Source organism: Pseudomonas sp. NPDC086251, assembly GCF_044746405.1.
Lineage (GTDB): Bacteria > Pseudomonadota > Gammaproteobacteria > Pseudomonadales > Pseudomonadaceae > Aquipseudomonas.
The window spans coordinates 200,275-213,285 of the sequence record NZ_JBIVBY010000001.1 but is presented as its reverse complement, the minus strand read 5'-3'; the positions used below and the strand labels follow the sequence as shown (position 1 = coordinate 213,285).

Annotated in this window: 10 protein-coding genes; all 10 read left to right on the top strand. The window is 63.0% G+C overall.

Annotated features, from left to right (window positions below):
- Window positions 1-9: 9 nt before the first annotated feature.
- The 10 genes from ACIPL2_RS01010 to ACIPL2_RS00965 all read left to right on the top strand — a co-directional run bounded on the left by ACIPL2_RS01010 (window position 10) and on the right by ACIPL2_RS00965 (window position 12,930).
- The gene (locus tag ACIPL2_RS01010) at window positions 10-1,053 is read left to right on the top strand and encodes a hypothetical protein (RefSeq protein ID WP_401352070.1); all 1,044 of its coding nucleotides are present in this window, start codon (window positions 10-12) and stop codon (window positions 1,051-1,053) included.
- Window positions 1,054-1,067: 14 nt separating this feature from the next.
- Window positions 1,068-2,048, top strand: a complete 981-nt coding sequence (locus ACIPL2_RS01005) for an AAA family ATPase (protein ID WP_401352067.1) — start codon at window positions 1,068-1,070, stop codon at window positions 2,046-2,048.
- Between the two features lie 8 nt (window positions 2,049-2,056).
- Complete coding sequence (locus ACIPL2_RS01000; RefSeq protein ID WP_401352064.1) at window positions 2,057-2,995, top strand: DUF58 domain-containing protein; 939 nt, start codon at window positions 2,057-2,059, stop codon at window positions 2,993-2,995.
- Window positions 2,992-3,573, top strand: a complete 582-nt coding sequence (locus ACIPL2_RS00995) for a DUF4381 domain-containing protein (RefSeq protein WP_401352062.1) — start codon at window positions 2,992-2,994, stop codon at window positions 3,571-3,573. The genes ACIPL2_RS01000 and ACIPL2_RS00995 overlap by 4 nt, the downstream gene beginning before the upstream one ends.
- Entirely contained in the window at window positions 3,560-4,552 is a 993-nt protein-coding gene (locus ACIPL2_RS00990) for a vWA domain-containing protein (RefSeq protein ID WP_401352059.1), read from the top strand. The genes ACIPL2_RS00995 and ACIPL2_RS00990 overlap by 14 nt, the downstream gene beginning before the upstream one ends.
- Before the next feature lies 1 nt (window position 4,553).
- The gene (locus tag ACIPL2_RS00985; RefSeq protein WP_401352057.1) at window positions 4,554-6,134 is read left to right on the top strand and encodes a VWA domain-containing protein; all 1,581 of its coding nucleotides are present in this window, start codon (window positions 4,554-4,556) and stop codon (window positions 6,132-6,134) included.
- Window positions 6,131-7,546: a hypothetical protein gene (locus tag ACIPL2_RS00980; RefSeq protein ID WP_401352055.1), complete on the top strand. Its 1,416-nt coding sequence runs from the start codon at window positions 6,131-6,133 to the stop codon at window positions 7,544-7,546. The genes ACIPL2_RS00985 and ACIPL2_RS00980 overlap by 4 nt, the downstream gene beginning before the upstream one ends.
- Complete coding sequence (locus ACIPL2_RS00975) at window positions 7,543-8,571, top strand: HAD family hydrolase (protein WP_401352052.1); 1,029 nt, start codon at window positions 7,543-7,545, stop codon at window positions 8,569-8,571. Before ACIPL2_RS00980 ends, ACIPL2_RS00975 begins: the two co-directional genes overlap by 4 nt.
- Window positions 8,572-8,646: 75 nt before the next feature.
- Complete coding sequence (locus ACIPL2_RS00970; RefSeq protein ID WP_401352049.1) at window positions 8,647-10,233, top strand: arylsulfatase; 1,587 nt, start codon at window positions 8,647-8,649, stop codon at window positions 10,231-10,233.
- A gap of 183 nt (window positions 10,234-10,416) precedes the next feature.
- Entirely contained in the window at window positions 10,417-12,930 is a 2,514-nt protein-coding gene (locus tag ACIPL2_RS00965) for a fused MFS/spermidine synthase (RefSeq protein WP_401352046.1), read from the top strand.
- Window positions 12,931-13,011 lie beyond the last annotated feature (81 nt).

Below are 13,011 nucleotides of genomic sequence, written 5' to 3'. Positions count from 1 at the left end.
TGACCAGGGATGGCCATCTATTCGAAATGGACGTTATGCAGTGTGCTGTTCAGCAGCCTGGCCTGTGCCAGCGGCGAGTTACCGGCCCTGGGCAACACACCGGCGCAGCCCGCCGCCAAGGGCGACCCCGAGACCTGCCATCGACTGCAACAGGATTTCGACATCGACCTGAAAAAGGTCGTGGCCGCTGGCTGCGATCCGTCCACCGAACAAATCGCCAAGCTGATGGACAATCCGGTGGGCAACTTGGTGTTGCTGTTCAACCAGTTCGACTACACCGCGCTCAAAGGCCCGAACAGCAACGGCACACGCATGCTCGGCAAATACAGCTTCATGCCGACCTTCCCGATTTCCCTCGGCGAAGACTGGAACCTGATCAACCGCTTGCCCATCAGCTACGTCAGCGCGCCGGTCAACCACCGCGCCGGCAATCTGATCGGCATGGGCCCCAGCGACATCCTCAGCGACCGTGGTGATTTCGCCTCGGTGGTACAGGACCCGTTCGACCGCACCAGTGGTTTCGGCGACCTAGCCTATGTCGGTGTGTTCTCGCCCAAGGAACCGGTGCGCTTCGCCGGGGGCGGCAAGATGGTCTGGGGGTTTGGCCCCACCGCGATGTTCCCCACTGCGGAAGAAGACGTGCTCGGCACCGGCAAATACGCCCTCGGCCCGGCGTTCGTCGCGGCTTATCTGGGCGAAGACTGGACCCTCGGCCTGTTCCCGCAACACTGGTGGTCCGTAGGCGGCGACAGCAAACGCAAAGACGTCAGCCTGACCAACATCCAGTACTTCATCCAGCGCAGCATCCCCGGCCCCGAGCAATGGCGGATCGGCATGACGCCCAACGTCACCGTCAACTGGAAAGCCGAGGGCGGCAACAAAGTGACCTTCCCCATCGGCCTCGGCGCCGGGCGGATCTTCAACTTCGGCAAGCTGCCGGTGCGGATTTCCGGGGAGATTCAATACTCGGCAATTCACCCGGACGATCTGATCAGCAGTCGCTGGAATTTTCGCTTGTCGTTCATTCCCGTCATTCCGACTTTCATGTTCTGACGCAGGGACTTTCCATGACCGCACTCAATGACCTCAAAGCCCTGCATGCCAGCATCGCCGAAGCCGTGCTCGGCCAGGACGAGGTGATCCGGCAGATTCTGCTCGGCCTCCTGGCCAACGGGCACCTGTTGCTCGAAAGCCTTCCCGGCCTGGCCAAGACCCGCACGGTCAAAGCCCTGGCCAAGCACCTCGACGCGAAGATGAGCCGCATCCAGTTCACCCCGGACTTGCTGCCGTCGGACATCACCGGCGCCGAGGTGCTGCATCAGGTCGACGGTAAAAACCAGATCCAGTTTCAACCAGGTCCGCTGTTCGGCAACCTGATCCTCGCTGACGAGATCAACCGCGCCCCGGCCAAGGTGCAGGCCGCGTTGCTCGAAGCCATGGAAGAACGGCAGATCACCGTGGCCGGCAACAGCCATGTGCTGCCGGAGCTGTTCATCGTGGTCGCGACGCAGAACCCGATCGAACAGGAAGGCACCTATCCGCTGCCGGAAGCGCAGATGGACCGGTTCCTGATGAAAGTGCTGCTGGATTACCCGAGCGCGGAAAACGAGAGCCAGGTGCTGCGGCTGCTACGCGATGAAGAACAGGCGCTCAGTGCCAAGACGCCTGCGGTGCAGGGTTTCGCGCTGTCCCAGGAGGTGATCTTCGCCGCGCGCCGTGAAGTCAGCGCGATTCACGTGTCGCCGGCCATCGACCGTTACCTGATCGACCTGATCAATGCCACCCGCCACCCGGCCGATTACGACGCCGATCTGGGCCGCTGGATCGCCCTCGGTGCCAGCCCTCGCGGCGGCATCGGCCTGGACCGTTGCGCCCGCGCCGATGCCTGGTTGCAGGGGCAGGATTTCGTCTCTCCGGACAACGTTCGCGCCGTGGTGCATCCGGTGCTGCGGCATCGCTTGCAGTTGAGCTACGACGCGGTGGCCGACGGCGTGACGGCCGATCAGGTGCTTGATCGCTTGCTCGACAACGTCGCGATTCCCGCCTGAGGTTGAAAATGAAGAGCGCCGACGGTCTGGTCTATGTCTCTCTGGCGCAGTTGATGGCGCTGGAGTTCAAGGCCCATGACCTGAGTTTCCTCGCCCGCCAGCCGCACGGCAGCATTCTCGCCGGCAACCATGCCTCGAGGTTGCGCGGTCGTGGGCTGAATTTCGATGAACTGCGCCGCTATCAGCCGGGCGACGATTTGCGTCACCTCGACTGGCGCGCATCGCTGCGCACCGGTAAACCGGTGGTGCGGACCTTCACCGAAGAGCGCGACCGCCCGGCGTTGATCCTGGTGGACCAGCGCATGTCGATGTTCTTCGGTTCGCAACGCAGCTTCAAATCCGCCATCGCCGCCGAACTCGGTGCCCTGGCGGCGTGGATGGTGTTCAACGCGGGCGACCGGGTCGGTGGCCTGGTGTTCAACGACCAGCGTATCGACAGCGTCGCGCCGCTGCGCAGCCGCAAACGGGTCGAAGCGCTGTGCAGCCGCATCGCCCGGCAGAATCAGCAACTGAATGCCGCCAACCCGGACGCCGAAGGTGCAGACCAGCTAGACAAGGTCCTGCAACATTGCCTGGCGGTGGCGGGCCACGATCACCTGATCTGCATCGTCAGCGACTTTGCCGGCGCCGGTGAACGCACCTTGCAATTGATGCGGCAACTGGCGGCGCACAACGACGTGATCGCCATGCAGGTCTACGACCCCTTGGCGCTGAACCTGCCGAAGAATGGCCGCGTGCTGATCACCCAAGGCCAGTTGCAGGTGGAACTGGCGGTTGAGCAGCGCAGCGTGCATCAGCCGTTGGGGGATTTTCTCAGCGGTCGGCTCAAGGACGTCGCCACGTTGCTGCGCCGCAGCCAGGTGCCGCTGATGATGTTCAGCACCGCCACCGAGGCCCAGGAACAGTTGCGCGCCGAACTGGGCAAGCTCAGCGGTGGCCGCCGATGAACCCGAGTATTCCGAGCATTGAACAACTCAAGGAGTTGGCGCTGCCGGCACCGGTCAGCTATGCGCCGCAGACGTGGGGTTGGTGGCTGTTGCTCGGTTTGCTGGTGATGACCGCGTCGATAATCGCCGCCCGGCGTTATCGGCAATGGCACCGCGACCGTTACCGGCGCGAGGCGTTGGTGCGGCTGGCACAGCTGCAAAAGCGCAGTGATGACTTGAATGCGTTGCGCGAATTGCCTGAGCTGCTCAAACGGGTCGCCCTCTCCATGCCACACACAAACCCTGTAGGAGCGAGGCTTGCCCGCGAACCAGTCACCGCGGTTCCCAAAGTAGACCGCGTTATCGTTCTTCGCGGGCAAGCCTCGCTCCTACAAGGTCCTGCGGCGTTAGGGAAAGAGGATTGGCAAGCCTTCCTGCAGCAGCACATCGCTCAGCCATTGCCGGCCGATTTCAGTCAGCAACTCGCAACGCTGGCCTACGCCCCGGATGCGACGTTGCGAGCCCTGCCGAGCGAACAACGCCAATGCCTGTTCGACACCTGCAAACGCTGGGTGGAGCATCATCATGTGGCAGCTTGATTACCCGTGGCTGTTACTGCTGCTGCCATTGCCGTGGCTGGGCTACCGCTACCTGCCCGATTACCGAGAGGCTCGCAGCGCCGTGCGCGTGCCGTTTTTCGGCGCGATGAGCCGCGCGGTCGGACAGGCACCGAGTCAGGCCGGCACCCGCAGCAATCGCTGGCAACTGCTGCTGAATCTGCTGGTCTGGGCGTTGTTGCTGCTGGCGGCTTCGCGCCCGGTGTATGTCGAGAAACCGATTGAGCGCCAGCAACCGGTGCGCGACCTGATGCTGGCCATCGACATTTCCCAGTCCATGGAGACCACCGATTTCACCGACAGCAACGGCGAGAAAATCAATCGTCTGGCGGCGGTCAAGGCCGTGGTGCATGGGTTTATCGACAAACGCAAAGACGATCGACTCGGCCTGATCGTGTTCGGCAGTGGCGCCTACCCGCAAGCGCCGCTGACCCTCGATCACGCCAGCCTGTCGCTGTTGCTCGACGACACCGGCATCGGCATGGCCGGGCCGAACACGGCGATCGGCGACGCCATCGGTCTGAGCCTGAAGCTACTCGACCAGGCCCACGAACAAGAAAAAGTCCTGATCCTGCTCACTGACGGCAACGACACCAGCAGCGCGATTACCCCGGATCACGCGGCGTCCATGGCCGCCGCCAAAGGCGTGGTGATTCACAGCATCGGCATTGGCGACCCGACCGCCGAAGGTGAAGCCAGGGTCAACCTGCAGGGCTTGCAGCAAATCGCCGAAGCCACCGGCGGCAAGTTCTTCCGCGCCGAAGACCGTACCGCGCTGGATCAGGTCTACAGCACCCTCGACAAGCTCACTCCGCACCAAGTGAAAACCCTCAGCCATCAGCCCAAGCGCGACCTGTTCTGGTGGCCGCTGGGAGCGGCAATCGGTTTGCTCGGGGTTTACCACCTGTGCGCCCTGCTCCGTCCGCGCCTGAGCATCGCCCGCCAGCGGCAGGAGGCCTGAGATGGACATCAACCTCAGCGACTTGCATTTCCTGCGCCCGCTCTGGTTATTACTGGTGCCGTTCGGCGCCCTGCTGCCGATGCTTTGGCGCCGCAGTCGCGACCTGCAACGACGCCTGCGCAGCAACATCGCCGAGCACTTGCTGGCGCATTTGCTGGTTACACCAGAGGATCAACAGCGGCTGCGGCCGGTGCATCTGGTCTGTGCCCTGTTGATACTGGGCGCTGTTGCTGCGGCCGGGCCGACCTGGGAACAGGACCGCCCGGACTTCCTGGAAAACCGTGCGCCGCTGATCATTGCCATTGACCTGTCGCCGTCCATGGACGCCACCGACGTGCAGCCCACTCGACTGGAAGCGGCGAAACACAAGCTCCACGACCTGATCCAGCGTCGCGCCGGGGCCCGTAACGCGCTGATCGCCTATGCCGGCAGCGCCCATCTGGTGCTGCCAGCGACCGACGATCCAGCGCTGCTCGACACCTTCATCCAGGCCCTGAGCACTGACCTGATCGGCAAACCGGGGAAAGACGTCGGCGCCGTGATCGAGCAAGCCAAACGCCTGCTGGCCGCCGAGAAAACCCCGGGCACTCTACTGCTGCTCACCGACGGTGCCGACGCCTCGCAGCTGGATGGTCTCGACAAGTTATTGGACGGCAGCGCACTGCAAGTCATTATCCTGGCCGTCGGCAGCGAGGACGGCGGCATCCTCCACGATGCCAACGGCCAACCGCGCACCGACAGCAACGGTCGTCCGGCGCTCGGCCGTTTCGATCAAGCGGCCCTCAAGCAGCTTGGATCAAAGCTCGATGCGCCGTTGGGCAGTTTGACGCTCAATAACGATGACCTGGACTGGATCGAATTGCACGCCCAGCAGCATTTCCAGGCGACCAGCGATGAGCAGCGCGAGCTGCACTGGAAGGATGCGGGTTATTGGCTGTGCTGGCCGTTGCTGCTGATTGCTTTCTTCAGCGTGCGCAAGGGTTGGAGCCTGAACTGGATGGCCGGATGGCTGTTGGCGCTCGGCATCGGATGGCAACCGGCGCCGGCCGAAGCCAATGCGCTGACCGACGCCTTTTTCACCCCCGACCAGCAAGGTCGCTGGGCCTTCGAACATGAGCACTTCCCTCTGGCGGCCGCGCATTTCGTTGACCCGTACTGGAAAGGCATTGCCGCCTATAACGCGGCGGACTTCGACCTGGCACTGGCCAGCTTCGCGCGTTTGCAAACACCCCAGGCTTATTTTTATCTGGGCAATATCTACGTGCGGCGTTTCAAGTTCGACGAGGCCATCGCGGCGTACACCCAAGCGTTGAATTTGCAGCCGCAGTTCCCTGAGGCCACGGCCAATCTGGCGCTGGCGATTGCCTTGCAGAAAGACACCGACAGCGCCGCGCAGAACGCGCCCGAGGTCAAGCCTGACGAGATCAAAATGGACAAGGCGCCGGGCAAGGGCCAGAGCAAACCTGTAGAGACTGAACAGGCGGCGTCGGATGAACAGTGGCTACAGAATCTGACCACCTCCCCGGCGAAGTTCTTGAAGCAGAAATTCAGCTTGCAGGATCAGGTGGGGGGCAAGCCATGAACCCAGTCGCGGCCATCGCGAGCAGGCTCGCTCCCAGACTGGATCTGTGTGCGCCGCAAATCTCCTGTGGGAGCGGGCTTGCTCGCGAAAGCGCCAGATCATCCACCAAAAAACTCGGCACCTTGCTCCTTTGCCTGATCACCACAGGCGCCCTGGCCGCCGAACCCGAACTGAGGGTCCAGGCCAACCTGCAACCCACCACCCCACCCATGGTCGGCGGCATGGTCGAACTGCAACTCGACATCCTCACCGACAGCTGGTTCACCAGCGCCCCCACCCTGCCCGACCTCAAGCTGCCCGGCGCGCTGGTCATGCCGCCCGATGGCCACGCCGAGCACCTGAACCAGACGCTCGACGGCAAAGCCTTCAACGGCATGCGCTACCGCTACCGGATCACCCCGAACCTGGCCCGTGGCTTCGACATCCCGCCGCTGACCGTGCGCGCCACACCCGGCCAGGCCAGCGCCGAGTTGAGCGCCCAGAGCCCGCCGCTGCACTTCGAGGCGGCGCAACCGCCGGGGTTCAAACCGGGTGAGCCTGTGCTGGTGGCACAAGGGCTGCGTTTCAGCCAAACAGTCCTCGACTCGGCCACCCCGCTGAAAGTCGGCGACAGCATCACCCGGCAACTGACATTGCAGGCCGACGGTGCACTGGCGATGTCATTGCCGACGCCGTCACTGGCGGACGTCGCCGGCCTCAGCCGTTACCCGAAAAGCCCGCAAGTGAGCAATCTGGATGACGGTCGTGGCCACTTCAACGGCGGTCAACGCCTCGACACTGTGACCTACCGCATCGACACCCAAGGTCATTACAGCCTGCCGCCGATCGAGTTGAAATGGTGGGACACCAGCAGCGAGCAAACCCGTACCGCGCGAGTCCCGGCCGTGACGTTCGAGGCCGTGGCCAACAGTGCTTATCGACCGGTGTTCTCGATCACCGACGACCTGAAAAAACTCGGCCAGCAAAGCCATCTGCATTTTTCCAGGCATGGGTTTGGCGTAGTGGCATTGCTGTTGATCGTCGCGCTGGCCGCCTGGTTTGCCCGCCCCGTGATGCAGCGTGCGTACCTTGGCTGGCAGTCCCGGCGCCGCGCTCGCCACGCCATGTGGCTGGAATCCGCCGATTACGCCTGGCAGCAGATCCCCTCGCAACTCGACAGCCAACCGCCGCAATTGAGCGCCCTGTACCTGTGGACCCGGCGCCATCGCAAGGGCCTGAAACTGACCAATCTGGGCCCGCGCCTGCAAACACTGTTGCGCGCGTGTTACGGCCGCGAGCCAACCGAAGATCAGGCGCTACGCCAACTCAAGCAATCCTTGGCTACGCTGCATAGTCAGACCGAAAGCAACAGAGAATCAGCCGCACCGGCACTGCGCCCACTCAATCCCGCTCACGAGAAGGATTTCCCATGACGAACCTGACACCGAGCCATCAACGCCACGGGCTAAAACTGTTGTTGACCCTGGCGTTGAGCCTGCCGCTGCTGGCTCTCGCCGCCGAGCCGCTGCCCTCGTGGAACGACGGCCCGGCGAAAAAGAACATCATCGAGTTCGTCCAGACGGTCACCGATCAAGGTAACAAGGATTTCGTCAAACCCGAGGACCGCATCGCCGTGTTCGACAATGACGGCACCTTGTGGAGCGAGCAGCCGATGTACTTCGAGCTGCTGTTCGCCCTGGAAGAGGTCAAGCGCACCGCGCCGCAACACCCGGAATGGCAAACCACCCAGCCGTTCAAGGCCGTTCTGGAAAACGATCACCAGGCGCTGGCCGCCACCGGCATGGACGGCATCCTGAAAATCTTTGGCGCGACCCACACCGGCATGACCACCGACGCCTTCGACGACTACGCCAAGACCTGGCTGACCCAGGCCCGCCATCCGAAAACCGGCAAGCCGTACACCGAAATGATCTTCCAGCCGATGCTGGAAATGCTCGATTACCTGCGCGGCCAGGACTTCAAGACCTACATCGTTTCCGGTGGCGACACCGCGTTCATGCGCGCCTTCGCCGAGAAGGTCTACGGCATCCCGCCGGAGCAAGTGATCGGCACCACGTTCGTCACCGCGTTCCAGTACAAGGACGGCAAAGCCTCGATCGTGCGCACCCCAAAACTGGCGCATAACGACGACGGCCCGGGCAAACCGGAAAGCATCGATGCGGTCATCGGACGCCGTCCGATCCTCGCGTTCGGCAACTCCGACGGCGATTTGCAAATGCTGCAATGGACCGCCGCCGGGCCGGGCAAACGCCTCATGGGCCTGGTGCATCACACCGACGCCAAACGTGAATGGGCCTACGACCGACAGTCGCAGATCGGCCGTCTGGACAAGGCCCTGGACGAAGCAAAAACACGTGGCTGGACGATCGTGGACATGGCCGCCGATTGGCGCCGGATCTATCCCTTCGATGCCCCCACCGCAGAGCAAGTGCACTAAGAAGACGTCATGCAGGACCGCAAAAAACGTTTGTCGCCACAAAAGCGACTCTAGCAAGCAAAAGGAGCAAGTCAGATGACTCGCATACGCACGTGGTTACCGAAATTCGCCCTGGTGGCAGCCTCGGTAATGGCGATTTCGGCAACTGCCGGGGCCGCTGAAAAACCCAACATTCTGGTGATCTTCGGCGATGACATCGGCCAGACCAACATCAGCGCCTATTCGATGGGCGTGGTCGGCTACAAGACGCCAAACATCGACCGGATTGCCAAGGAAGGCATGATGTTCACCGACTATTACGCGGAGAACAGCTGCACCGCCGGGCGTTCATCCTTCATTACCGGCCAGACGCCGCTGCGCACCGGCCTGTCGAAAGTCGGTATTCCCGGCGCTCCGGTGGGCTTGCAAAAGCGCGATATCACCATTGCCCAGGCGCTGAAATCCCAAGGCTACGCGACCGGCCAGTTCGGCAAGAACCACCTCGGCGACCGCGATGAATACTTGCCGACCAACCACGGTTTCGACGAGTTCTTCGGCAACCTGTACCACCTCAACGCCGAAGAAGAACCCGAGCGTCCGTACTGGCCAAAAGACGATGCCGAGTTCGTCAAGGCCAACACCCCGCGCGGCGTGATCCACAGCTTCGCCGACGGCAAGATCGAAGACACCGGCGCGCTGACCACCAAGCGCATGGAAACCATCGACGACGAAACCACCGCTGCCGCGCAAGCGTTCATCGAGAAACAGGCCAAGGCGGACAAACCGTTCTTCGTCTGGATGAACACCACCCGCATGCACGTGTTCACCCACGTTCGCGAGTCGATGAAGGGCCAGAGCGGCATGCCCGGCAACGAGTACGCGGACGGCATGCTCGAGCATGACGGCGACGTCGGCAAACTGCTGAAAACCCTCGACGACCTGAAAATCGCCGACAACACCATCGTCGTCTACACCACCGACAACGGCCCGAACCAATTCTCCTGGCCGGACGCGGCGACCACGCCGTTCCGCAACGAGAAGAACTCCAACTGGGAAGGCGCCTACCGGGTGCCGGCGATTGTCCGCTGGCCGGGCAAGATCAAGGCCGGTGAAGTCTCCAACGAGATGTTCTCGGGCATGGACTGGTTCCCGACCCTGCTCGCGGCGGCTGGCGATGCCGATGTGAAAAACAAGCTGCTCAAGGGCTGGGCGCCGACGTCCGGCGGCAACAACTTCAAAGTGCACTTGGACGGTTTCAACCAACTGCCGTACCTGACCGGCCAACAGCCTAAAGGCGAGCGCAAGGAGTTCTACTACTTCAACGATGACGGCGTGCTGGTGTCGATGCGTTCCGACAACTGGAAAGTGGTGTTCTGCGAGCAACGTCAACCCGGTGGTTTCCGCGTCTGGAGTGAACCGTTCGTGTGCTTGCGAGTGCCGAAAATCCTCAACCTGCGGATGGACCCGTATGAGCGCGCCGACGTGGTGTCCGATCAGTTTTATGACTGGAACACCAAAAACGTCTACCTGGCGGCGGTAGCCGTCGGCAAGTCGGCGGAGTTCCTGCAAACGTTCATCGAGTACCCGCCGAGCCAGAAACCGGCGAGCTTCAGCATTGACCAGATCCGTGCTGCGGTGGATGCAAAAATCGCTGAAAAAATGAAAAACCAGCCTGCACAGTAAGACCGCTCGACCGCCGCTCGCCTTCACCGGCGAGCGGCCTTATTTCTGGCTTGAGACCGAGTCGACTGCTTCGCGAGCAGGCTCGCTCCCACAGGGGCTGCATTTCAAATGTGGGAGCGAGCCTGCTCGCGAAGGGGTCCTTACGGTCGCAGGTTTTTTCACACTGGAACAAGGCAATCCGCAATGTCCTCACGTGTCGCCAGCAAGTCGTCGGCCATACCCGCCCCCCACGTCGCCACGCCGACGCTGTTGATCCCTGCCCTGTTGCTGTTCGTCTCCGGCGCCGCGGCGCTGGTGTATCAGGTGCTGTGGATCAAGCAGTTGTCGTTGGTGGTGGGCGTCGAGGTGTACGCCATCACCACCGGGATCAGTGCGTTTTTTGCCGGACTGGCCTTGGGCGGCTTGTTGTTCGGACGCTGGGCGGATCGCTTGCAGCGACCGATCCTGTTGTATGCCGGGCTGGAAGTGCTGGTGGCCGTGCTTGGCGTCGGCGCGACCTTCGCCATGAGCCTCGCGGCCAGCCCGTTTGCCTGGCTGGAGCAACAGATCGGCCCGCTGGCCTGGGTCTTGCCCTTTGCCCTGGTCGGCATCCCGGCGCTGTTGATGGGCGGCACGTTGCCGGTGCTGGTTCGCTCATTGGCCGCCGACCCACAGCACCTGGGCAAGGCTGGCGGTCAGCTCTACGCCGCCAACACCGCCGGGGCCATCGCCGGCACGCTGCTCGCGGCGTTCGTGCTGATCGCCACCCTCGGCGTGCGCGGCAGTGCCTTGGCGGCGGCGATGCTGAACCTGCTGGCCGCCGCCGGCGCCGTGTGGTTCCAACGCCATCATTCGATGCCGGCAAACGCCCCGGTCAAACACCCTGCCAGCAAAACACCTGATCGTTTGGCCCTGTGGCTGTATTCCATCGCGGGCGGCGTGGCCCTCGGTTACGAAGTGGTCTGGTCGCAGTCCATCGTGCAGTTCATGAGCACCCGCACCTACGCCTTTGCCGTGGTGCTGGCGACGTACCTCACCGGCCTGTTTCTCGGCAGTGCCTTGCTGGCCCGTCGGGTTGATCGCCTGCGCGATCCCTGGGGCGTGTTCGGTTTGCTGATCGCCGGCGCGGGGTTGATTGCGCTGCTGGAAATCGCTTTGCTCGGACGCTGGCTGATCGTCGCGCAAAGTATCGCCGAAGCCTGGGTCTTATCGTTGGGCGCCAGTGAACTGCTGGGCATGAGCGCACGGTTTGCCGTCGCCGCATTGAGCATCGTGTTCGTACCGACCTTGCTGCTCGGCGCGGCGTTCCCCCTGGCGCTGCGCCTGAGCGTCGGCCGCGACCACGTGGGGCGTCATGTCGGCGAGGTGGTGGCGTTCAATACCCTGGGCGGCATCCTCGGCGTGATGCTCTGCGGGTTTGTGCTGATCCCGATGTTGGGGCTGGTTCGGACGCTGGGATTGTTGGCTATTATCGCTGCCGGGATTGGTTACTTCGCGGTGCGCAAGGGCCATGGCGTGAAGAAAGGCCGGCGTCAGGGCGTGGTCGCGGTCGGCCTGCTGTCGCTGGCGCTCGCGCTGCTGACCCCGGTGGACAAACTCGCCAGCCTGCTCCCTGGCGCCCGCAACGCGACGCTGGCGTTCTACGAGGAAGGACGCGGCGGCACCGTGGCCGTGGTCACCCAAGGCAAGGGCCAGAAAGCATTCCAGCGTTTGTACATCCAGGGCGTGTCCAACACCGGCGATGCCATGCCGTCCCTGCGCTACATGCGCATTCAGGCGCTGCTGCCGCTGCTGATCCACAACGGCGAACCGCGCTCGGCGCTGGTGATCGGCTTCGGCACCGGCATCACGGCCGGCGCGCTGACGCGCTATCCGGGGCTGGAACATCGCGTCGTCGCCGAGTTGCTGCCCTCGGTGGTCAAAGCGGCGCCGTTGTTCAAGGGGAATTTCAACGCCGCAACCGATCCGGCGGTCGATGTGCGGCTGCGCGATGGACGTCAAGAGCTGCTGCGCAACCCACAGCGTTATGACCTGATCACCCTTGAACCACCACCGCCCTCCGCCGCTGGCGTGGTGAATCTGTATTCCCGGGACTTCTACGAATTGGCCGCCAGTCGCCTGGAGAACAAAGGCCTGGTCGCCCAGTGGCTGCCGCTGCCGACCCAGAACATCGATGACTCGCGCTCGCTGGTGCGCAGCTTCCTCGACGTCTTCCCTTACGCCACGCTCTGGACCAGCGAGTTTCACGAGATGCTGCTGGTGGGCTCGCTTGAACCGATCGAACTGGACGCGGCGAAAATCAGCCAACGCTTTCAGCAGAACAGCGTTCGCAGCACCTTGCAGGACGTGGGCATCGGTTCAGCGGCGGCGTTGTTGGCGACCTGGGTGACCGATCGCGCTGGGCTGGAACGTTTCGCCGCCGACGCCCAACCGGTGACCGATGATCAACCGCGTATCGAGTACGCGCCGTGGGTGCGGGCCAAGGAGATCAGCCGCGTATTGCCGGCCCTGCTCGACCTGCATATCGCGCCTGCGCTGGTGAATGCCGATGCGGGTTTCAACGAGCGGATGAATGCGCACCAGCAACGCCTGATGCAGTTCTATCGGGCGAGCCTGCATGCCTATGACGGCGACCGTGATGCCTGGGCCAGGGATATTCGCGAGGTGATGCGCGGGGATGGGGGGAATCCGTATTACCGGTGGTTTGTCGGGGAGTGATGCATCGTCTGATAGACCGCCTTCGCGGGCGAGCCTCGCTCCTACAGGGACCGCGTAAACCTGTAGGAGCGAGGCTCGCCC